This is a genomic window from Paenibacillus pasadenensis (genome assembly GCF_002864175.1).
Lineage (GTDB): Bacteria > Bacillota > Bacilli > Paenibacillales > Paenibacillaceae > Paenibacillus_O > Paenibacillus_O pasadenensis.
Map to the genome: position 1 here is coordinate 833,549 of NZ_NFEZ01000003.1, position 19,057 is coordinate 852,605.

The 19,057-nt window shown below is 63.5% G+C and carries 19 protein-coding genes; 8 read left to right on the forward strand and 11 right to left on the reverse strand.

All coding sequences use genetic code 11. The features are described 5' to 3' along the window. Positions 1 to 78: 78 nt before the first annotated feature. The 4 genes from B8V81_RS07195 to B8V81_RS07210 all read right to left on the reverse strand — a co-directional run bounded on the left by B8V81_RS07195 (position 79) and on the right by B8V81_RS07210 (position 4,844). Positions 79 to 2,016, reverse strand: coding sequence for an ABC transporter permease (locus B8V81_RS07195; protein ID WP_101808044.1), 1,938 nt, complete (start codon positions 2,014 to 2,016; stop codon positions 79 to 81). After that, entirely contained in the window at positions 1,991 to 2,767 is a 777-nt protein-coding gene (locus B8V81_RS07200; protein WP_028600536.1) for an ABC transporter ATP-binding protein, read from the reverse strand. Before B8V81_RS07200 ends, B8V81_RS07195 begins: the two co-directional genes overlap by 26 nt. A 90-nt stretch (positions 2,768 to 2,857) precedes the next feature. Beyond that, on the reverse strand, positions 2,858 to 3,985 hold the full coding sequence (locus tag B8V81_RS07205; protein WP_052333612.1) for a sensor histidine kinase: 1,128 nt from the start codon (positions 3,983 to 3,985) through the stop codon (positions 2,858 to 2,860). 70 nt (positions 3,986 to 4,055) lie between these two features. After that, on the reverse strand, positions 4,056 to 4,844 hold the full coding sequence (locus tag B8V81_RS07210) for a response regulator transcription factor (protein ID WP_052333611.1): 789 nt from the start codon (positions 4,842 to 4,844) through the stop codon (positions 4,056 to 4,058). Positions 4,845 to 5,082: 238 nt separating this feature from the next. Between B8V81_RS07210 and B8V81_RS07215 the strand changes: the two genes are divergently transcribed. The 4 genes from B8V81_RS07215 (at position 5,083) to B8V81_RS07230 (ending at position 7,079) form a co-directional block, all read left to right on the forward strand. Further along, on the forward strand, positions 5,083 to 5,409 hold the full coding sequence (locus B8V81_RS07215) for a hypothetical protein (RefSeq protein ID WP_028600534.1): 327 nt from the start codon (positions 5,083 to 5,085) through the stop codon (positions 5,407 to 5,409). Between the two features lie 182 nt (positions 5,410 to 5,591). Next, positions 5,592 to 6,170, forward strand: a complete 579-nt coding sequence (locus tag B8V81_RS07220) for a TetR/AcrR family transcriptional regulator (protein ID WP_028600533.1) — start codon at positions 5,592 to 5,594, stop codon at positions 6,168 to 6,170. Between the two features lie 202 nt (positions 6,171 to 6,372). After that, entirely contained in the window at positions 6,373 to 6,705 is a 333-nt protein-coding gene (locus tag B8V81_RS07225; RefSeq protein ID WP_028600532.1) for a DMT family transporter, read from the forward strand. Between the two features lie 56 nt (positions 6,706 to 6,761). After that, positions 6,762 to 7,079, forward strand: coding sequence for a DMT family transporter (locus B8V81_RS07230; protein WP_028600531.1), 318 nt, complete (start codon positions 6,762 to 6,764; stop codon positions 7,077 to 7,079). 142 nt (positions 7,080 to 7,221) lie between these two features. On the opposite strand, the gene erpA is transcribed toward B8V81_RS07230, so the two are convergent. After that, the gene (gene erpA, locus B8V81_RS07235) at positions 7,222 to 7,581 is read right to left on the reverse strand and encodes an iron-sulfur cluster insertion protein ErpA (RefSeq protein WP_028600530.1); all 360 of its coding nucleotides are present in this window, start codon (positions 7,579 to 7,581) and stop codon (positions 7,222 to 7,224) included. 171 nt (positions 7,582 to 7,752) lie between these two features. Further along, positions 7,753 to 8,532, reverse strand: coding sequence for a phytanoyl-CoA dioxygenase family protein (locus tag B8V81_RS07240; protein WP_028600529.1), 780 nt, complete (start codon positions 8,530 to 8,532; stop codon positions 7,753 to 7,755). Positions 8,533 to 8,666: 134 nt separating this feature from the next. Between B8V81_RS07240 and B8V81_RS07245 the strand changes: the two genes are divergently transcribed. From B8V81_RS07245 to B8V81_RS07255, 3 genes are all read left to right on the forward strand, one after another. After that, a complete protein-coding gene (locus B8V81_RS07245) occupies positions 8,667 to 9,545 on the forward strand; it encodes an AraC family transcriptional regulator (protein ID WP_028600528.1) in 879 nt (292 codons plus the stop codon). Between the two features lie 303 nt (positions 9,546 to 9,848). Next, positions 9,849 to 10,952, forward strand: coding sequence for an aminofutalosine synthase MqnE (gene mqnE, locus B8V81_RS07250; protein ID WP_028600527.1), 1,104 nt, complete (start codon positions 9,849 to 9,851; stop codon positions 10,950 to 10,952). Between the two features lie 79 nt (positions 10,953 to 11,031). Next, positions 11,032 to 12,099, forward strand: a complete 1,068-nt coding sequence (locus B8V81_RS07255; RefSeq protein ID WP_028600526.1) for an NAD(P)/FAD-dependent oxidoreductase — start codon at positions 11,032 to 11,034, stop codon at positions 12,097 to 12,099. A gap of 23 nt (positions 12,100 to 12,122) precedes the next feature. On the opposite strand, the gene B8V81_RS07260 is transcribed toward B8V81_RS07255, so the two are convergent. After that, the gene (locus B8V81_RS07260; RefSeq protein ID WP_028600525.1) at positions 12,123 to 12,392 is read right to left on the reverse strand and encodes a YuzB family protein; all 270 of its coding nucleotides are present in this window, start codon (positions 12,390 to 12,392) and stop codon (positions 12,123 to 12,125) included. A gap of 67 nt (positions 12,393 to 12,459) precedes the next feature. On the opposite strand from B8V81_RS07260, the gene B8V81_RS07265 reads away from it, so the two are divergent. Next, on the forward strand, positions 12,460 to 12,705 hold the full coding sequence (locus B8V81_RS07265; protein ID WP_028600524.1) for a NifU family protein: 246 nt from the start codon (positions 12,460 to 12,462) through the stop codon (positions 12,703 to 12,705). 59 nt (positions 12,706 to 12,764) lie between these two features. Here B8V81_RS07265 and B8V81_RS07270 read toward each other — a convergent pair whose 3' ends face one another. The 4 genes from B8V81_RS07270 to B8V81_RS07285 are packed head-to-tail and all read right to left on the reverse strand — an operon-like array spanning position 12,765 to position 17,026. Beyond that, positions 12,765 to 13,550 (reverse strand): SDR family oxidoreductase, encoded by a 786-nt coding sequence (locus B8V81_RS07270; protein ID WP_028600523.1) that lies wholly within the window; start codon positions 13,548 to 13,550, stop codon positions 12,765 to 12,767. 26 nt (positions 13,551 to 13,576) lie between these two features. Beyond that, entirely contained in the window at positions 13,577 to 14,302 is a 726-nt protein-coding gene (locus B8V81_RS07275; protein WP_028600522.1) for a Cthe_2314 family HEPN domain-containing protein, read from the reverse strand. Positions 14,303 to 14,327: 25 nt separating this feature from the next. Beyond that, positions 14,328 to 16,100: a UbiD family decarboxylase gene (locus tag B8V81_RS07280; protein WP_101808046.1), complete on the reverse strand. Its 1,773-nt coding sequence runs from the start codon at positions 16,098 to 16,100 to the stop codon at positions 14,328 to 14,330. Next, complete coding sequence (locus B8V81_RS07285; RefSeq protein WP_028600520.1) at positions 16,097 to 17,026, reverse strand: COX15/CtaA family protein; 930 nt, start codon at positions 17,024 to 17,026, stop codon at positions 16,097 to 16,099. The genes B8V81_RS07280 and B8V81_RS07285 overlap by 4 nt, the downstream gene beginning before the upstream one ends. Positions 17,027 to 19,057 lie beyond the last annotated feature (2,031 nt).

Below are 19,057 nucleotides of genomic sequence, written 5' to 3' on the forward strand. Positions count from 1 at the left end.
AGGAGCTTTTTTGACTGGAGATTCATCCGCCGCGCCCGCGCCGCGGGCAGGGGCTCCGGCCGATTCTTAAGTCGCCCGTCAGACCCGGGAATCCCGTACGATGCTGCGGGTGTACGTCGTCCAGGAGATCAGGCAATAGGCCGCCTGCATCAAAATATAGACGCCCATGACGACGAGGCCGTACATCCATACCGGCCGCCCGATCAGCGTGCCGAGCGCTTGCATCGCAAACAGGCTGTGCACGATGCCGACGAGGCACGGCACGAGGTAGAGCAGCCCCACCTGCACGCCGACCGTGCGGCGCAGCTCGCCGGACGTCAGGCCGATCCGGTTCAAGGCGCGGAACTGGCTGCGGTCCTCCTGCAGCTCGGTGAACAGCTTGAAGTACAGCAGGCTCCCCGAGGCGATGAAGAACAGCACGCTGATGAACAGGCCGATGAATACGGTCAGGCCGATCGACTGCCGCATCTCGATATAGCTGGAGACGCGGTACGTCTGCGCCTGCTCCTTGGCTGCCGGCGTCAGCGCCTCGTCGAAGCGCTTCACATCGGCCAGGCGATGCTCCCAATCGGCCAGCTCGAAGCCGTAGAACGCCAGCTTGGCGGAGGCCGGAGCCGCGGCGGTCCACCGCTCCATCTGCCGATCGGACACGACGAGCAGCCAGGACGCCTGGGCGATCGGGCTCAGCGCGGCGCCGTACGCGGACTCGTCCAGCTTCAGCCGCAGCGGCTCGTCGCCGATCCGTCCAAGCAGCTCGCCCTCGGGCTTGCCCTTCTCCTGCATGCTGCGGAAGGGCTCGACGAGAAAGCCGGCGTCGCCGTCCAGGCTCCGCTTCGGCAAGCCGACCCGCTCGGCCTCGCGATTGTAGTCGCTGAGCGCGACGACCATCGCGTCGCCCGGACGGTCGTCGCGGAACGCGGCTCCGACCAGACCGCTCGCATGCAGTCCCTTCACCTCGGAGCGCTCGGTTACGGAGCCGCCGTCCTGCTCCAGCAGCGCGGCCGCCTGATCCGGGTCCATGACCGAATGGCCCGGACCCTGCTCCACATATCCGACCGTATACGGCGTATGCTCGAGAATTTGGTCGCGCTGCAGCTTTTGGAATACATACACCGTACTGGCCGCGCTCATGACGATCGCGCCCAGCACCGTCACGACGAACAGGATGCGGGCATTGTCCTTGATGCGGAACGCCAGCTGCGAGATGGACAGCAGATTGGTGCCCTTATAGTAGAAGCTTTTGCGCCGCTGCAGCAGGCGGATGACGGCTACGCTCAGCTGCGTGTAGAGGAAATACGTCCCGAGCACCGTGAATCCGATGATCGGCAGCGCCAGCATCATGAACGTCTGCACCGTCGTCATCGCCGCCATGGCGTAGCCGGCGCCGAGCGAGAGCGCGGCGAGCGCCGACAGCCCCGGCGAAAAGGCCGGCGGCCGCTTCGGGCGCCGTCCCTCGCCCAGCAGGTCGATGATCTCCGACCGCCCGACGCGCAGCGCGCTCAGCAGCGAGATGACGAAGAACAGCAGCAGGAAGCCGCCTGCCGTCAGCAGCACGGCCCGGCCCGGCACGAGGAAGCGGATCGGCACGTCGGTGCCGATCAGCACGCCGAGCGTCAGGATAAACAGCTTGCTCAGCAGGATGCCGAGGCCGAGGCCTGCCGCGATCGACAATGCGGCGACGGCGAGGCTTTCGTACACGACCATCTTGCGCAGCTGGCCGCGCGTCGTGCCGAACAGCGTCAGCAGGCCGAACTCCTTCTTGCGCGTCTTGACGAACGCCGAGCTGGAGTAGAGGACGAAGAAGAACGAGAAAATGAGGATAAGGTACATGCAGACCTCCATCATTTTCTTCACCCCTTGCGCCTGCTCGATCTTGCCGTTCACGACATCGGGATGCAGCACGAACGAGGCGTACAGATAAAAGATGAGGACGGAGAAGACGCTGCTGAGGAAAAAGGCCGCGTACGAACGCCAATTGCCGCGGATATTGTTAAGCGCGAGCGAACGGAACGTCATCGAAATTCCCTCCCAGCACGCTCAGCGAATCCAGAATCTGCTGGAAAAACGCCTGGCGATTGTCTCCGCGGCGGATCTCCGAGAAGAACCGTCCGTCCTTGATGAACATGATCCGCTTGCAGTAGCTCGCGCTGAACGGATCATGCGTCACCATCAGCACCGTCGCGCCGAGCCGCTCGTTGAGATCCTTGAGCGACTCCATGACGTCCTTGGCCGCCTTGGAGTCGAGGTTGCCCGTCAGCTCGTCGGCGAGCAGCAGCGACGGCTCGTGAATGATCGCCCGCGCGATCGCGGCGCGCTGCTTCTGGCCGCCGGACACCTCGTACGGCCGCTTTTCGAGGATGGCGGCGATGCCGAGCAGCGACGCCACCGGCTGCAGCGCCCGCTCGATCTGCGCCGGCGACTTGCCCTCGAGCACGAGCGGCAGCGCGATGTTCTCCTTGAGGCTGAGCGTGTCCAGCAGGTTGAAGTCCTGGAACACGAAGCCGAGCTCCCGGCGCCGGAACAGCGCCAGCTTGCGGTCGCTCAGCCCCGACGGGTCGATGCCGCGCACCGAGATGCTGCCCGAGGTCGGCTTGTCGATTGTCGCGAGCAGGTTGAGCAGCGTCGTCTTGCCGCTGCCCGACGGGCCCATGACGCCGACGAACTCGCCCGTCTGCACGGTCATGTCGATGCCGTCAAGCGCCTTGTAGCTGACCTCTCCTTTGGTGCTGTAGATTTTGCCTAACGCTTTTACTTCCAATACGTCCATGCGATGTCGTCCTCCCGGTTTCGTCTATCGAATGACTCCAGTATACCCGGACCAAGGAACGCCACCCATCGATCGACCTTACACGGAAGCTTACAATCTTGTCAGGTTGTGGATGGCGCGGCCTTCGAAGCCGATGCGGACCGTCGTGCCCCGCCCTTCCTCCGATCGCAGCTCGAGCGTCAAGCCGAGCTTGGCCGCTACCTGACGGCACAGATAGAGCCCCATGCCGGTCGACTCCTCGGTCCGCCTGCCGTTTTCCCCGGTGAAAAAAGGATCGAACACCCGCGGCACGTCCTGCGCCGGAATGCCGATGCCCTCGTCGGCCACCTCGATCCAGGCGGCGCCGTCCTCGCCGGCGCCGATCGCGATGTCGAGCCGCTTGGAGCCGGGCTTCGGCTTGGAATACTTGACCGCGTTGCCGACGAGCTGGACGAGCAGGAACAGCACCCACTTGCCGTCGGTCTCGGCCCAGGCCTCGCCCTCAATGCGCGGATAGACGCCCGCCGCGATCAACAGCCGCTTGTGCTGGTTGACCGCCTCGCGGGCGGCCTCATGCAGCGCGACGCGCCGGGGATGCAGATCAAGCGCGAATTCCTCCAGCCTCGCCGTATGCAGCATCTGCTCCAGGCCGCGCGCCAGGCGGTCCGTCTCCTCGCGCAGGCTGTCCGTCAGCTCGCGCAGCTCGTCCTGCCCGAGCCCTGCTTTGGCAGCCTGGCTCTGCGCGATCAGGTCGATGACCGAGACCGGCGTCTTCATATGATGCACCCACTGGTAGACAAAATGCCGATGCAGCTCCCGCTCGCGGTCATGCGCCTGCAGCCGGTCCTGCGCGAGGCGGCTCAGACCTTCGAGCATGCGCGCCGTCTGGCGCTGCTCCGCCGTCGCCGCGCCTTGCAGCGGACGCCAGCCGGGAGCTTCCGACAGGCGCAGCAGGGCATCGAGATAGCTGCGCTGGCGGAGGAAGCCGATGCCGAAGGCCGTCGCCCCGACGGCGGCGGACAGCAGCCAAAAATAGAGCAGATTGCTCCAGTCCATCCTCTGGCCGATGCCGGTACGCTCCAGATACCAGATGACCGATCCGGCGCCGAGCGCAAGCGCCAGCACGGCCGCTGCGGCGAGCTGCCCGCGCGCGTAGAGGCCGAGCGCCAGCAGCGTGCGCCGCAGGCGGCGGTCGGAGCTGCTTCCGGCTGCGCTTGCGCCTCCATTTTTGCGGCTCATCGGAGCCTCCTTGCAGCGGGCAGCGGCCGACCGGGGCTGCCGACCGCTTGCAGGACGATGTCGAGCGGCATCATCGGCTACCCCCATCCGGTCCGGCGGCCAGCTCGGCGTCGTTCAGCCGATAGCCCTGCCCGCGATGCGTCTCCAGCACGCCGCCGAGCCCGAGCTCCTCCAGCTTGCGGCGCAGGCGGGTCACGTTGACGGTCAGCGTATTGTCGTCGACGAATGACGTATCGTCCCACAGGCTTTCCAGCAGCCGGTCGCGCGAGACGATCGCGCCGTCCGCCTCGAGCAGCGCCTCGGCGAGCAGCCGCTCGTTGCGGCTCAGCTGCGCGGCCTGCTCGCGCCAGAGCAGCAGGCTCCGGCTTACGTCCAGCCGCAGCTCTCCGCAGCGCAGCTCGAAGCCGCCTGCGGACGAAGCGCGGCCCGCCTCGTCGCCGGCCGGCGCCGTCAGGCCGGAGCCGCTCTCCGGCTCGAGCGGCGCGGCGGCATACTCGCCGTAGCTGCGCCGCAGCGCGCTTTTGATCTTGGCGATCAGCAGGTCGAGATGGATCGGCTTCGTGACGAAGTCGTCCCCGCCGTTCTCGATCGCCATCACCTGATCCATTTCCCCCGAGCGGGCCGAGATGAAGATGACCGGAGCCGTGGAGCGCTGGCGGAACTGCCTGCACCAATAAAAGCCGTCGAAGTACGGCAGATTGATGTCCATCAGCACGAGATGAGGCGTCTGCTCCTCGAAGTCGAGCGTCAGCTCCTTCATCCGCTGCGCCCGCTGCGGCTGGAAGCCGTAGCGCTCCAGCGCCTCTCCGAGCAGGCGGGCGATCTTGTCGTCGTCCTCGACGATCGTGATGCGATACATTGAGCCTTCCTCCTTGACCATTCCTTCCGATGCTTGACGCCATCTGTCGCCTTAGTTTACCACACCCTCCGGCCGATCCCGACTGGACCCCGGACGGGGCCGCCAGGCCGCAGACGCTGGACCGAAGCACGGATTTTTTCGCAAAAAGCTTCAGCCCTGAAACTTCGCTGCCGATGCTTCGTATGTTGGCTCAAACGGACGGTTGCCGGCAACGTCCATCCACCAGGAGGTTTTGTCCATGTCTTTGTCCAAAGCGCTGCGGCTCATCAGCGGCATCTGCGAGGGGCTGCTCGCCATCCCGATCCTCGGCGGCCTGTTCGTCATCTCCAGCGGCTATGCCGCCCTCGGCTTCATGTTCGTCTTCCATCTGATCGTGCTGTTCGTCTCGCTCTCGCATCGCGAGCCCGTGTACGGCAGCGCCGCCGGCCTCGCCGCCTCGCTGCTCGGCTGGATTCCGTTCCTCGGCTTTTTCCTGCACGTCATCTCCGCGCTGCTGCTCCTCGTGTCGGCGTTCCAAGGCGGTCCTCGCCGTCCCGAGCATTACGGTCCGCCTCCACGGTACTAAGGATACAAAGCTTAAGCTTCGCCGATCCAATCCGGCTTACCCGCCTCGGGCAGCTTTGCCCGAGGCGTTTTGTCGGTCGCTCGCGCCGCTGCCCGGGTTGCCTTTATCGAGCCGCGCGTGCTAGAATGAATCTTAATAGTGACTGACAGTCATTCATCTCATTCGCGGAAGGAGAGGATCGCTTGGACAAGCGGGAGAGGATCATCGAGGCGGCGCTCGACGTCTTTCAGGAGCTCGGCATCGAGAAGGCCAAAATTTCCGATATCGTCAAGCGGGCCGGCATCGCGCAGGGCACGTTCTACCTCTATTTCCCCTCCAAGCTCGCGCTCATGCCCGCGATCGCGGAGATCATGGTCGGACGGATTCTGGAGCGGCTGCAGGAGATCCGCCCGGACGGCTCGGCTCGCGACCAGCTGGACAGCATGGTCGAGGCGATCTTCGAGGTGACCGAGACGCATCGCGATCTGACGGCGCTGATCTACTCCGGCATCACCCAGACCGAGCATGTGCGCGAGTGGGAAGCGATCTACGATCCGATCTACGGCTGGATCCGCGAGCGTCTGGAGCAATTCCGCGAGCGCGGCGAAATTCGTCCGACCGCTCGCCCCGACTTCTCGGCTCGCCTCGTGCTCGGGCTGATCGAAACGGCCGCCGAGCAGAACTTCCTCTATGCGTCCGCCGAGGCCGACGCGGTAGCCGGGCACAAGGCGGAGCTGAAGCAATTCCTCGCCGCAGCGCTCGGATCGGAGCCGATCGCCTGAACGCGGCGGTCTTTTCGCCCCGAAATGACTGACAGTCATTCATAATTGCCGGTGCTTGCCTGCCGCTTGCTTCCTTGCACAGAAGCGATTGCGGACCGGAGTAACCCTGTCCATCGAGGCCACACTAAGTTCAACTCATTCCTATCCCCGAAAGGAGCTTTTCCAGATGTCCTCTCAAGTCATGACCAAAGCCAAGCCCCGCATGAACAAAGGCTGGCTGTTCGTCACGCTCACCTGCATCATGGAGCTGGTATGGGTATACGGCTTTCATGCCGCGACTGCGCCGCTCCACTTCGTTCTGGTCGCCGCGGTCATCGCCGTCGACTTTTATTTTCTGTTCCGCGCCTGCGAGCTGCTGCCTACCGGCACCGTCTACGCCATCTTCGCCGCCGCCGGCACCGCCGGAGCCGCGCTCATGGACCTGCTGCTGTTCGGCGGCTCGCTCAGCTTCGCTAAGCTCGGCTTCATGGCGCTGCTGCTGAGCGGAGTCATCCTGCTCAAGCTTGCCGACGGCAAAGACGATTCTTCGCGCTGACGATTAGTCCGCGCGCGGACATCGAAACCAATTTTCGCATCCAAGGAGAGATCATCATGGGCTGGGTATTCGTATTTTCCGCGGCGTTCTGCGAGCTGGCAGGCGTCGTCGGCCTGAACCGCTTCACCGAGCGCAAGACGCTGCAAAACGGCCTCTGGTTCATTTGCGGCTTCGCCGCTTCGTTCGCCTTGCTGTACGCCTCGTTCCAGCATCTGCAGCTGAGCGTCGCCTATACGGTATGGGTAGGGCTCGGCACGTCGCTGGCCGTTATCGTCAACATGCTGTTTTTCGGCGAATCCCGCAGCCCGCTGCGGCTGTTCAGCCTGGCGCTGATCATCGTCGGCGTGACCGGGCTGAAGGCGGTTTCCGGCTGAGCATTGACGAGCCTGGACATGGCGTATACGATGAGGATAAATATCCCATTCCAGGAAGGCTTTTTTTGCATCCTTGCATGTAAGTCCTGCAAAAAAAGAGCCTGAGAGAATGATCCCTCAGGCTCTTGCTATCGTCATGCGCTCAGCACTCGTCCGGCTTCGGCTTGCCGGCGTCGCTCGCCGTGCGGAAGCTCGAGCCGCAGCCGCAGGTGACCGTAGCATTCGGATTATGGATGGTGAAGCCGCCGCCCATGGCGCCTTCCTTCCAGTCGATCTCCAGGCCGCGCAAATACTTGGCGCTGTCGCTGTCGACGACGACCTTGACGCCGTTCACGTCGAGCTGCTGGTCGTCTTCCTTCTGCTCGTCGTCGAAGCCCATGCCGTAGGAGAAGCCGCTGCAGCCGCCCTCCTTGACGCCGACGCGCAGGAACAGCTCCTGCCCTTCCTCGGCCGCGAGCATTTCCTTTATTTTATCCGAGGCTGTTTCGCTGATCTCGATCATCCTCATCATCCTCCTGTTCGAAGCGTTGCGTAGTCTTGCCCTTCGTCTCCCAAGTATACTCCTCTTGCCCGGGACGCTCAAGGGAGAAGCGCACAGCGCTCCGAACGCCAGCTTCCACAGCTCTCGTCAAGGATGCAAGTTTCCGCCAAACCTAGCTCCGACCGAACGAGCCTAGACTCCCGTCACCCGGAACTCCGGCTTCACCTTGTCGAACCGAGGGTTACCGCCGCATACCATCAGGCCCGCGCCCCAATCGACGTGCACGTTCTCCGTCGGCTCGTCGGCCGGGTCCTTGTACTGGAACAGCACGTTGCGGCGCGTGCGCTCGCTGCGGTTGGCGTCCGAGCCGTGGATCGTCAGGTAGTTGAAGAACAGCACGTCGCCCGCATCCGCGGGACAAGGAATGCCGTCCGAGATCGGATACTGCTTGTGGTTCAAATAGTACGAGCCGACATGCGGCAGGCTGCCTTCCGCATGCGAGCCCGGAACGACCCTCAGGCAGCCGTTCTGCTCGTCTGCGCGGTCCAGATGCACGCTTGCCGCCAGCATCGTATGCTGGGCATGGGGGAAGTACGGATAGTCCTGGTGCATCGGAAACGCCGCTCCGTTTTCGGGAGGCTTCACGAGCATTTTCGTATGGTGGAGATGCACGTTCGGCCCGATCAGGCGCGAGAGGATCGCCGCCATGTTCGGATGCACGACCGCCCGCATGAAGCAGGCTTCATGGTAATGGACGTCGTGGAAGCCTTTGAGCACGAGCTTCTTCAGCTCTGCCGGCGGCAGGAACTCGCCCTGCCAAGCGGCGTTGTCGTCCCGCTTGGCTTCGGCGGCGCGGCGGATGATGCGCTCCACGCCGCCTCTCATCTCCTCCACCTCCTCGTCCGAAAACACTCCCTTGACGAGCAGATACCCGTTCTTTTTGTAAAAATCGACCTCGCGCTCGCTGATCATGACGTTTCCTCCTCGATGGACACCCGATTGATTTTGCGCCGTTCTTGCTTATAATCGTACTCAAAGGAGGAGGCGGCGTCTTTGGAAGCCGAAGCCTTCGTTTTGCACTTTGAAGCCAAGGGAGGCGGAAATCGATGTACCGATTCCGGGAAAGCGCCGAGCGGCTGAACAGCCGGATCTCCGCAGCGGAGACGGGCGCCGAGCGGTTTTTCATCCACTATTGGGGGGCCGACGGACGGCTGCCGAGCAATCCGGCGCACAAGCATTCCTTCTTCGAGGCCTGTTATGTGCTGAGGGGCACCGGAACGTACCGGGATGCCGAGGCGCTCTACGAGCTGCAAAGCGGCGTCCTTTTCCTCTCCCGTCCGGGCGTCGAGCATCAGATCACGACCGAGGACGGCCTTGCGATCGTCTTCGTCGCGTTCGAGCTGGACGAGTCCGGCTCGGAGCCCGAGGCCGCCGCCGCTTGGCGGGAGCTGGAACGCTCCGCTCAGCCGGTTCGGACCGATGCCTCCGGCACGCCGTCGGCTCTGCTGTGGGAATCGCTGCTGACCCGCGAGGACGGGCGCTTCCCGCTGCCTGACGGCGCTCTCCCCGCCGCCGCCTTCGCCCTGCTGGCTTCGTTGCGGACGCTGTTCGGCGCAGAGCCTGCCGGGACCGCTCCCGCTTCTCCAAGGCCGAGCCGGCTGCTGCGCCGGGCGAAGCGGTACATCCGCGACAACCTTGCCCGTCCGCTCTCGCTCTCCGAGGTCGCCTCCGCGCTGCATCTGTCCGAGCGCCAGCTGTCGCGCCTGTTTTCCGGAGGCATCCACGAAAGCTTCTCCGGCTATGTCCGCCAAGAGCGCATCCGCGAGGCGTCCCGGCTGCTGACGCTCGACGAGCTGCCGATCAAGGCGATCGCCGAGCGGACCGGCTTCGCCTCGGTCCATTATTTCACCCGCATGTTCCGCGCCGCCAAAGGAATGCCGCCCGGCGAATTCCGCAAGCGAAGCGGCGCCGCGCCGGCGGAGTGAGGCTTGCAAGCCGGCTCTCTTCGCTGCTTTGCTTCGCTGCCGCGTCCTCTCAGCGCGGACATCCTTCCATCCGTTTCCCCTTCATCTTCCCTTTTCATTTGCCGTTTTTATATTGAAGCTTCACCACCATAGGTTTATAATGAAGACGGTTTGTTTGCAGTAGACGCACGGGAAAGTTCCTTTTTTCACAAAGTTCTCCAAGGCAGGACAGCCGCGAAAGGCAACCGCCCTGCCGACCATTCCCGATTCTTCTGCCCGCCAGGCATGGCCAGGCAGGATGCACGGACAAGGAGGTCCATATCCATGAACATCATCACTCCGACGGAAGCCTCCGTCATGCAAGGCATCCGCGAGAAGGTCAGCGCGGGAGAGCGGCTCAGCCTCGAGGACGGCGTGTTCCTGTACAAGTCCGACGACCTGCTGAGCATCGGCCAGATGGCCAACGAGGCCAACCTGCGCAAAAACGGCAACAAGGTCTATTTCATCGATACGATGACGCTCTACTTCACCAATGTCTGCGAAGCGCACTGCGCGTTCTGCAGCTTCCGCAAGGACGAAGGCGACGAGGGCGCCTATACGCTCTCTCCGCAGGAGATGATCGACTACGTCGACAAGCACATCACCCCGACGGTGCGCGAGTTCCATATCGTCGGCGGCCATAACCCGCATGTGCCTTTCCAATACTACGTCGACTCGCTGAGCGCCCTCAAGAAGCAGTACCCGCATGTGACGCTCAAGACGTATACGGCGGCCGAGATCGACTTCTTCTCCCGCATCAGCGGGCTCAGCTACCGCGAGGTGCTGCAGGAGCTGCAAAAGGCCGGGCTCGAATCGCTCACCGGCGGCGGCGCGGAGATCCTCTCCGACCAGTACCGCAAAAAGATGCGCGTCGAGAAAGCCGACGTCAGCCAGTACCTCGACGTGCACCGCACGGCGCACGACCTCGGCATCAAGACGCATACGACGATGCTGTACGGCGCCGTCGAGACGCATGAGCAGCGCATCCAGCACATGATGTCGATCCGCGAGCTGCAGGACGAGACGAACGGCTTCCTCGTGTTCATCCCGCTGTCCATGCAGCCGCATAGCCCGCGCGCCGGCATCCGCCGCCGCAACTCGGCCTACGAGGATCTCAAGACGATCGCGATCAGCCGCCTCATGCTCGACAACTTCGACCACATCAAGGCGTACTTCATCAATATCGGCCCGCAGCTGACGCAGGTGTCGCTGACGATGGGCGCTTCCGACGTGCATGGCACGCTCGTGCGCGAGCGCATCAGCCATGCCGCAGGAGCGCTCACGCCGGAAGGACTGTCGCGCGAGGACCTGATCTGGTTAATAAAAGGAGCGGGCCGCGTTCCCGTCGAGCGCGACACCTTTTACAACGAGATCAAGGTATTCGAGTAATTCCGCTCGGCAGCGAGCATATTAGGTTCATCCATCTTCATCGCGGCACCGTGAAAAGCGAACAAGGGTTGGGATACGAATGAAGCGATTTGTCATTTTGGGCGGCGGATACGGAGGCATGGCTCTGGCCCAGGAGCTGCTGGACGGGGACATCCCTTCGGATACGATCATCGTGCTGATCGACCGCATGCCTTTCCAAGGACTCAAGACGGAATACTACGCGCTGGCCGCGGGAACGTCTCCGGAGATCGATCTCCGGGTTTCTTTCCCGAGCGACTCGCGCCTGCTCATCACCTACGGCGAGGTGACGGGCATCGACCTCGACGGCAAGCGCGTCCTGCTCGAAGGGCAGGACCCGGTATCGTACGACTGGCTGACGATCGGCCTCGGCTGCACGGACAACTATCACGGCATCCCCGGAGCCGAAAAGAACTCCTGCAGCATCCAGACGTTCGCGAACACGCGCCGCACCTACCAGGTGCTCGGCGACGTCAAGCCGTACGGCCAAGTATCGATCATCGGCGGCGGCCTGAGCGGCGTCGAGATCGCCGCGGAGCTGCGCGAGGCGCGCAAGGATCTCAACATCCGCATCATCGACCGCGGACCGAGCATCCTTTCGGCCTTCCCTCCGAAGCTCAAGACGTACGTCTCGGCGTGGTTCCTCGAGCATCATGTGGAGATGCGCGGCCATGTGTCGCTCAAGCTGCTCGAGGACGGCGTCCTGCATGACGGCAACTCGCCGGAGCCGATCTACACCGACGCCACCGTCTGGACCGCGGGCATCCAGCCGGTCGAGGTCGTGCGCGAGCTGAACGTGGCCAAGGACCATCAGGGCCGCCTCGTGCTCAACGAGCTTCATCAGCTGCCGGACTATCCGGAAGTATTCGTCATCGGCGACTGCGCGTCCGTGCCGTTCTCTCCGAGCGGACAGCTTGCCGGCGCGATGGGCAAGCAGGTCGCGGACGTCATGCAGGCGATCTGGAAAGGCCGCACGCCGAAGGTCGGCAAGATCAAGCTCAAGGGCACGCTCGGCTCGCTCGGCAAAAAAGCCGGCTTCGGCCTCATGGGCAATACGGCCATCATGGGCCGCGTGCCGCGAGTGCTCAAAACCGGCGTGCTCTGGCGTTCCAAAAACCATTTCGGATGAGACGGAAAACAAGCCGATCGCGCCTACAGGTCGTCGATCAGCTTGTCCAGCGCCTCGCGCTCGGCGGCCTTGCGGAGAACGTTCTCCTGCAGGGCCGTTTCCAGTTCCTCGACCGTATCGGCCGCGACGATCTCGCCGTCGACCATCGCGAACGGCGACAGATAGCATTCGCCGCAATTGCCGAGGCAGCCGTATTCGATGACTTCATATCGGTCATCCTGTTCTAGAGCGCGCATCAGCCGGTCGGTGCCATGATGCATGTTGCTCGAGCAGAATTCAACGACGGGCTTCAGCATGGCGTACCTCCGTTTTCAATCGTCTTGCTTTGTATTATAATAGGGAAGAAAGGAGTTGAATGCAATGAGCGAAAACGCACAAAGCACGATGTACGACGAGGTTCTGGATGTTCTTGACAAGCTTCGTCCGTTCCTTCAGCGCGACGGCGGCGACGTGGAGCTCGTGGACGTGGAGGACGGCATCGTCAAGCTCCGTCTCGTCGGCGCCTGCGGCAGCTGCCCGAGCTCCACGATCACGCTGAAGGCCGGCATCGAGCGCGCCCTGCTGGAAGAAGTCGAAGGCGTGCAAGAGGTTGTCCAGGTCTTCTAAGAAGGTTTCGAAATAACAAGCGGCTGGCTCCCCTCCCGGGATGCCAGCCGTTTTTTTGTTCAGCCGGGCGAGGCCGGCTTGATGCTCGTGCGGATCGGGTCGAAGCCGCCCGTCACGTCGATGATGTTGCCCGTCAGGAAGTCCGACTGCGGCAGGCACAGGAAGGCGATGACGCGGGCGACGTCCTCGCCCGTGCCGGGACGGCCCAGCGGAGAGTCGTCGTCCGCGATGCCCTGCACGTCGGCGATCGACTTTTCCTTGTAGTCGCCGCGGATGTCGCCCGGACAGACCATGTTGACGGTGACGCCATGGGAGCCCTCCTCGACGGCGAGCGTCTTGGTGAACGACACGAGCCCGGTCTTGGCCGCGGCATAAACGGCCCGATGAGGCCAGGCGCGGCCTTCCATCGCATGGCCGAAGCCGAAGTGGATGATGCGTCCCCACCGCCGCTCGCGCATCGCGGGCAGCAGATGGCGGTCCAGCAGCATCGCGCCGAGCAGGTTGCCGTGCAGCAGCGCGATGATCTCCTCTTCCTCGTAATCGCCGAACACCCGGCGCTCGCGGATGAACGGTCCGGCATTGTTGACGAGGATGTCCACCCGGCCGGTCAGCCGCAGCGCCTCGCGGGCCAGCTCTGCCGCCTCGCCGGGCAGGGCCAGATCGGCCCGGATCGCGCGGCTGCGCACGCGGAAGCGGCTCTCCAGCTCCCGCGCCAGCGCTTCTGCATCGTCCGCGCTCGTGCGGTAGTTGAGCACGATATCGCAGCCGCAGCGGGCCAGCTCCTCCGCCGCCCGCTTGCCGAGCCCTTTGGCGCTGCCGGTGATCAGGGCCGTTTTTCCTTTCAGCTCCACGGATCGTTCCTCCTCGCCGATTATCGGCCGGATTGCGGGGCTTTCTCCTCCGCCAGCTTCGCCAAGTAGGCGAATGCCAGCTGCAGGGACGCCGCCGCGAGCTCCAGGCCGCTCGCCATGTCCTCCAGCTGGTCGGAGATGCTCTCCAGGCCGATCTCCTCGCCGAAATGAAGATGCATCTGCAGCAGATCGTCCTGCAGCTCGGAGTTCAGGTTATGGATCTCCTCGTTGCGGCGCTTGCGCAGCCGCGCGACAGGCTTCTCATGCCGGGCCTTAAGGTCGCTCAGCGGCCCTCCGAGCGCAAGATGCAGCTTTTTCTCCCGCATGCGCCGCAGCACGGTGAAGTAAGAGAAGCGCTCCTTGAACTGCTGCGTGTTCAGCTCCAGCGCTTCGTTCAGCAGCGTGCCGAGCTTGTCCAGCAGGGAGAACAGGCGGATGAAGGCATTTTTGTCGAAATAGACGTAACGGCGGTAATGCAGCCGCTCCTCCTGAGGCATGTCGGCCCAGGAATCGCTCGTCACGAGCGCGCCGAAGCGCGAAGCGGCATAACAGCTCTGCTCCAGCTCGTCGAGCGAGGCCATCAGGCCGAAGGCCATGACCTCGCGGGTACGCGCCTTGTGGTCCTGGTCTCGTCCCGCGACGGCATGAAGATGCATGGCGGAGGCATAAGCCTGCATGGCCTTCAGCGCATCGGCGACAACGCCGGCCGGCGCTGCCGGCTCTTCTCCAAACAGCATGCGGAGCATGGGCCGACCTCCTCTAGGATGTAATTCAAGCTCCGGGGAAATATTCCTTCCAGCGCCGGTCGACCAGCTGCACGATATCCTCGCGCGGGAACAGCTCGTCCGGGTAGCCGGGCTTCATGCGGGCGTCGATGACGATCGGCAGACGATAGGCCAGATGATGGCGGCGCGCGTCGGACAGCGCGTAGATGTCGTCCGCCGGATTGAAGCGGGTGAACACCGTCCACAGGAACGGCGTCTGCGCCGAGGCGACCGTGGACGCATCGTCGACGAGCACGATGAGCGGCCATTCGGTGCCGCGTTCGGCGACGCGCTCCAGCAGCTTGGACGCCAGCTCCGGATCGGCGGCGTAGGACGCCCCCGATACGACCAGCGCGCCTTTGCAGTAGACGGCGATGTCGTTAATCTCCGCAATCGGGCCCTCCGTATATTCATAGGGCAGCGTCCGCACCGGCTCGCCTACGCCGATCAGCAGCCCTTTGCTGCCGTGGTTGAGCTTGCCGCTCGTATAATCGAGCGTGTCGTGGGACGTGTTGTCGAACACGAACAGATCCGTCTCCGGCTGGAATCGCTCCAGCACCGTCTCGAGCAGCGTATCGAACCTGGACAGGTCGATCGGCTGATCGGTCAGCATGAGGAACTTGGTCAGCGACAGCTGGCCTTGGCCGAAGATGGCGAAGCCGGTGCCGAGCGCCTCGCGCGAGTAGCTTTCGCGCACGACGGCGGCCGCGAGCGCATGCACGCCGGTCTCGGCGTAAGCCCACAGGTCCTTGACGCCGGGCATCGCCATCGGAAACGCCGGGCTGAGCAGGCGCTGCAGGTATTCGCCGAGGTAGTAGTCTTCCTGACGCGGCTTGCCGACGATCGTCGCCGGATAGATGGCGTCCTTGCGGTGATGCATATGCTTGACGTTGAACACCGGGAAGTCATGCTGCAGCGAATAGTAGCCGAAGTGGTCGCCGAACGGTCCTTCGGGCCGGCGCTCATGGGGCGGCACCGTGCCGTGGATGGCGAATTCGGCCTCGGCCGGGATGCGGTGGCGTCCGAGCGGATCCTGCGTCACCGGCAGCTTGCCGCCGAGGATGAGCGAGGCGATCATCAGCTCCGGCAGATGCTCCGGCACCGGCGCGATCGCCGCGGCGATGAGCGCCGGCGGACCGCCGAGGAACACGCTCACCGGCAGCTCCTGGTTCAGCTTCTCCGCCTCATGGTAGTGGAAGCCGCCGCCCTTGTGGATCTGCCAGTGCATGCCGGTCGTGCGGTCGTCGAAGATCTGCATGCGGTACATGCCGAGGTTATGCTTTTTCGGATGAAGCGGATGCTCCGTATAGACGAGCGGCAGCGTGACGAAAGGACCGCCGTCCTCCTGCCAGCTGGTCAGGAACGGCAGCCCTTGAAGCGGAGCTTCGCGGCGCACCTGCTGCAGCACCGGAGCCGAGCCGCTCGGCACATCCTTGAGCCCGACCTTGAGCAGGTCGAGCATCATGCCGCGCTCGCCCCAGATCGCGCCGAGCGTCGGCGGGAGCAGCCGGTCGGCGGCGCCGACGATCGTCTTCATGAGCTGCTCCGGCTTCGGGCCGAAGGCCAGATCGACGCGGCGCGCCGTGCCGAACATATTGGTGAGCACGGGGAATGTGCTTCCTTTCACATTCGTGAACAGGAGAGCGGGGCCCTCCTCCTCGATGACGCGGCGATGGATCTCGGCAAGCTCCAGATTCGGGTCGACCGGGGCGTCGATGACCGCCAGATCGCCGTCCTGGCGAAGCGCTTCCGTGAATTGCCTCAGATTCGCAAAATTCATGAAGTCCGTCCTTCCTGTCTTTTCCAAGCCTGGATGCCGAGATCGATCAGGATGGAGAAGAGAATGGTGATGATCAGGTTGTGCAGCATGTTGGTGAACAGGAACCACTGCTCGTCGTGCATCGTCGCGGTCAGCCAGGCGCCGCTGAAGATCTGGCAGACGACGAGGATCAGCACGAGGCGGGCCGAGCGGGTCGCTCGGTCTCCTGCCGGGGCATGCTTGCGCACGCGCAGGTACAGCCACAGGAACAGCAGGCCGAGCAGCAGGCCTGCGACGCGGTGGATGAAGACGATGCCGGTCGCGCCGGTCAGCTCAGGCACGACTTGTCCGTTGCAGAGCGGCCAGCCGAGGCAGCCTCCGCCGGAGTCGGTATGGCGGATGAACGCGCCGAGATAAACGACGACATAACAATAAATGCAAGCCGTAAGCACGAGCGCATAGACCGAGCGCGGCAGCCGGGGGGCGGTCGCGGCGTCGTAGCCCTTGCTGTGGCGCCGGACCCAGATGACGAGCAGCACGGTCGATGCGACCGCGAGCAAGGAAATGCCGAAATGCAGCGCCATGACCGGCGGGCTCTGGTACCACATGACCGCGGCCGCGCCCATGAGCGCCTGGATGATCGTAAAGGCCAGCGTCAGGCCGGCGTACCAGAGCGGCTCGCGATGGCCGTGGCGGCGGAACAGCCGGATGGTCAGCACAAACGTGGCGAGCACGATGATGCCGACGACGCCGGTTACGGCGCGGTGGGAGTATTCGATGGCGGTCTCCAGCGTAAAGGCGGGAATAAACTTGCCGTTGCAAAGCGGCCAGTCGTCTCCGCAGCCGCGGCCGGATTCGGTATTGGTTACAAGCGCTCCGGCCAGCAGGACCAGGAACATGCCGATGCAGGACATCCATGCAAGCAGGCGGTAAGCTCGGGAGAACATGATTGTCGGTTGTCACCCCTTCTTCCTATGGATACAACCCTCATTATAGCGGCAAAAAAATGCAAAAGCCATGTTGAAAATGTGACGATCCCGCCCCGAAACCGTGGCGGTCCGGGCCGCTCCGGCCGTGTCTTTCCGACGCTTTCGGCCGCCTCGTTAGCTTGCCCCGAAAGCGGTGCTCCCGTCCTCGTTCCAAGTGGCAATAAGCGGCGGCGGAACGGACGAGGTGCGGACGAGGAACGGACTAGGAGCGGACGGGGAACGGACCAGGAGCGGACGAGGTGCGGATGAGGAACGGACGGGGAGCGGACGAGATGCGGACCAGGTACGGACCAGGAGCGGACGAGGAACGGACGGGAAGCGGACGGGGAAAAACGGAGCAAATACCAAGCTCAAGCCATTATTGGGCGGAGGCCGGAACGTCGGACCGAAACGAGGTGCCGGAACGGCCCCGCTTCGCGGAGCGGGGACTCGGAACCGGCGCCGGACCCCGCAGCGGGATCGAAACCGAAACCGCTTCGCGGAGCGGGGACTCGGAACCGGCGCCGGGACCCACCAGCGGGATCGAAACCGAAACCGCTTCGCGGAGCGGGGACTCGTTCCGATCTCCCTGGAGCCCAGATTCCTTTGATCCCATTCCCCAGCAGGGGTGCAATCCGGCCTCCAAGGGAACCGCTGCCGCTTCTCCACGAGCCCCCGTCCGCTTCGCTCCTGGTTCCCAATTCCTCCCGGACACCCGCGGCGTTCCGTTCTCCTCTGCGCTCGCCAAAGTGCAGTCCTGCTCCCGTCCGATCCTCCACTCGCTCGAGCTACTCGGTTTTTCGCGTATCTCCGACCGTTCGTCTTTTAAACCTAACCCGAATAATTCGGGTTACAGCGGCTCGCAAGTCCTTCTTTCAGGCTCCAACCCGAATAATTCGGGTTACAGCGGCTCGCAAGCCCTTCTTTCAGGTTCCAACCCGAATAATTCGGGTTACAGCGGCTCGCAAGTCCTTCTTTCAGGCTCCAACCCGAATAATTCGGGTTACAGCGGCTCGCAAGCCCTTCTTTCAGGCTCCAACCCGAATAATTCGGGTTACAGCGGCTCGCAAGCCCTTCTTTCAGGCTGCAACCGATACGCCTGCCTACCGGAATGACTTGATTTGACCTCACAACCCCGACCGTTCTCCCTCCACTCGCCCGAGTTACTCGGTTTTTCCGCGCAACTCTGACCGTTTGACCCTCCACTAACCCGAGTTACTCGGTTTTTCCGCGCATCTCCGACCGTTCGGCCTCCCAATGCCCGAGTTACTCGGTTTTTCCGCGTAACCCCGACCGTTCGCCCCTCCACTGGCCCGAGTTACTCGGTTTTTCCGCGCATCTCCGACCGTTTGACCCTTCACTCGCCCGAGTTACTCGGTTTTTCCGCGTATCTCCGACCGTTTGACCCTTCACTCGCCCGAGTTACTCGGTTTTCCCGCGCAACTCTGACCGTTCGACCTTCACATATCCGAGACGACCGAGTCGAGATTTCCTTGGAGCGCAGGATATTGGCGCGCCTGCTCGATGAGGGGCGAAAGCGCTTGGTTCGCGCCCGGTATGGTTTACACGCCCGAGTCGAGGGGGGCGGGGCAGCAAGCCGCATGCGGCTTGCTGGCTGATCTGCAGCCGCCGAATCGTACCGGCCGCGAGAAGCGCTGCCGTCTCCCAGGTATGCGGGAGACGGCCCCCTCCCCCAAATAAAAAGAGGGAGGGGCGGGGCAGGGACAAGGCAAGCGGAGCGAGACGATGCCTTTCGGAGAAGCGGCAGCGGTCCTCTTGGAAGACGGATGGCCTCCGAATAGGAGGTCAAAAAATCAGGGCATCCGGCTTCCAGTGGAATCGGAGAAAGGCTCGGCTCGCGCAGCCGCCTTCTTGTCCACCGGAGTGGCTCGGCTCGCGCAGCCGCCTTCTTGTCCACCGGAGTGGCTCGGCTCGCGCAGCGGGCTTCTTGTCCATTGGACTTGCCGGCTGCCTGCCGAGAAAGGCACGGCCTGCGAAGCCCCCTTCTTG

What these genes read in the sequence shown, in the direction of transcription:
- B8V81_RS07195 (WP_101808044.1), bottom strand. Translation starts at nt 2,016, where the DNA reads ATGACGTTCCGTTCGCTCGCGCTTAACAATATCCGCGGCAATTGGCGT.
- B8V81_RS07200 (WP_028600536.1), bottom strand. Translation starts at nt 2,767, where the DNA reads ATGGACGTATTGGAAGTAAAAGCGTTAGGCAAAATCTACAGCACCAAA.
- B8V81_RS07205 (WP_052333612.1), bottom strand. Translation starts at nt 3,985, where the DNA reads ATGAGCCGCAAAAATGGAGGCGCAAGCGCAGCCGGAAGCAGCTCCGAC.
- B8V81_RS07210 (WP_052333611.1), bottom strand. Translation starts at nt 4,844, where the DNA reads ATGTATCGCATCACGATCGTCGAGGACGACGACAAGATCGCCCGCCTG.
- B8V81_RS07215 (WP_028600534.1), top strand. Translation starts at nt 5,083, where the DNA reads ATGTCTTTGTCCAAAGCGCTGCGGCTCATCAGCGGCATCTGCGAGGGG.
- B8V81_RS07225 (WP_028600532.1), top strand. Translation starts at nt 6,373, where the DNA reads ATGAACAAAGGCTGGCTGTTCGTCACGCTCACCTGCATCATGGAGCTG.
- B8V81_RS07230 (WP_028600531.1), top strand. Translation starts at nt 6,762, where the DNA reads ATGGGCTGGGTATTCGTATTTTCCGCGGCGTTCTGCGAGCTGGCAGGC.
- erpA (WP_028600530.1), bottom strand. Translation starts at nt 7,581, where the DNA reads ATGATCGAGATCAGCGAAACAGCCTCGGATAAAATAAAGGAAATGCTC.
- B8V81_RS07240 (WP_028600529.1), bottom strand. Translation starts at nt 8,532, where the DNA reads ATGATCAGCGAGCGCGAGGTCGATTTTTACAAAAAGAACGGGTATCTG.
- B8V81_RS07245 (WP_028600528.1), top strand. Translation starts at nt 8,667, where the DNA reads ATGTACCGATTCCGGGAAAGCGCCGAGCGGCTGAACAGCCGGATCTCC.
- mqnE (WP_028600527.1), top strand. Translation starts at nt 9,849, where the DNA reads ATGAACATCATCACTCCGACGGAAGCCTCCGTCATGCAAGGCATCCGC.
- B8V81_RS07255 (WP_028600526.1), top strand. Translation starts at nt 11,032, where the DNA reads ATGAAGCGATTTGTCATTTTGGGCGGCGGATACGGAGGCATGGCTCTG.
- B8V81_RS07265 (WP_028600524.1), top strand. Translation starts at nt 12,460, where the DNA reads ATGAGCGAAAACGCACAAAGCACGATGTACGACGAGGTTCTGGATGTT.
- B8V81_RS07275 (WP_028600522.1), bottom strand. Translation starts at nt 14,302, where the DNA reads ATGCTCCGCATGCTGTTTGGAGAAGAGCCGGCAGCGCCGGCCGGCGTT.
- B8V81_RS07280 (WP_101808046.1), bottom strand. Translation starts at nt 16,100, where the DNA reads ATGAATTTTGCGAATCTGAGGCAATTCACGGAAGCGCTTCGCCAGGAC.
- B8V81_RS07285 (WP_028600520.1), bottom strand. Translation starts at nt 17,026, where the DNA reads ATGTTCTCCCGAGCTTACCGCCTGCTTGCATGGATGTCCTGCATCGGC.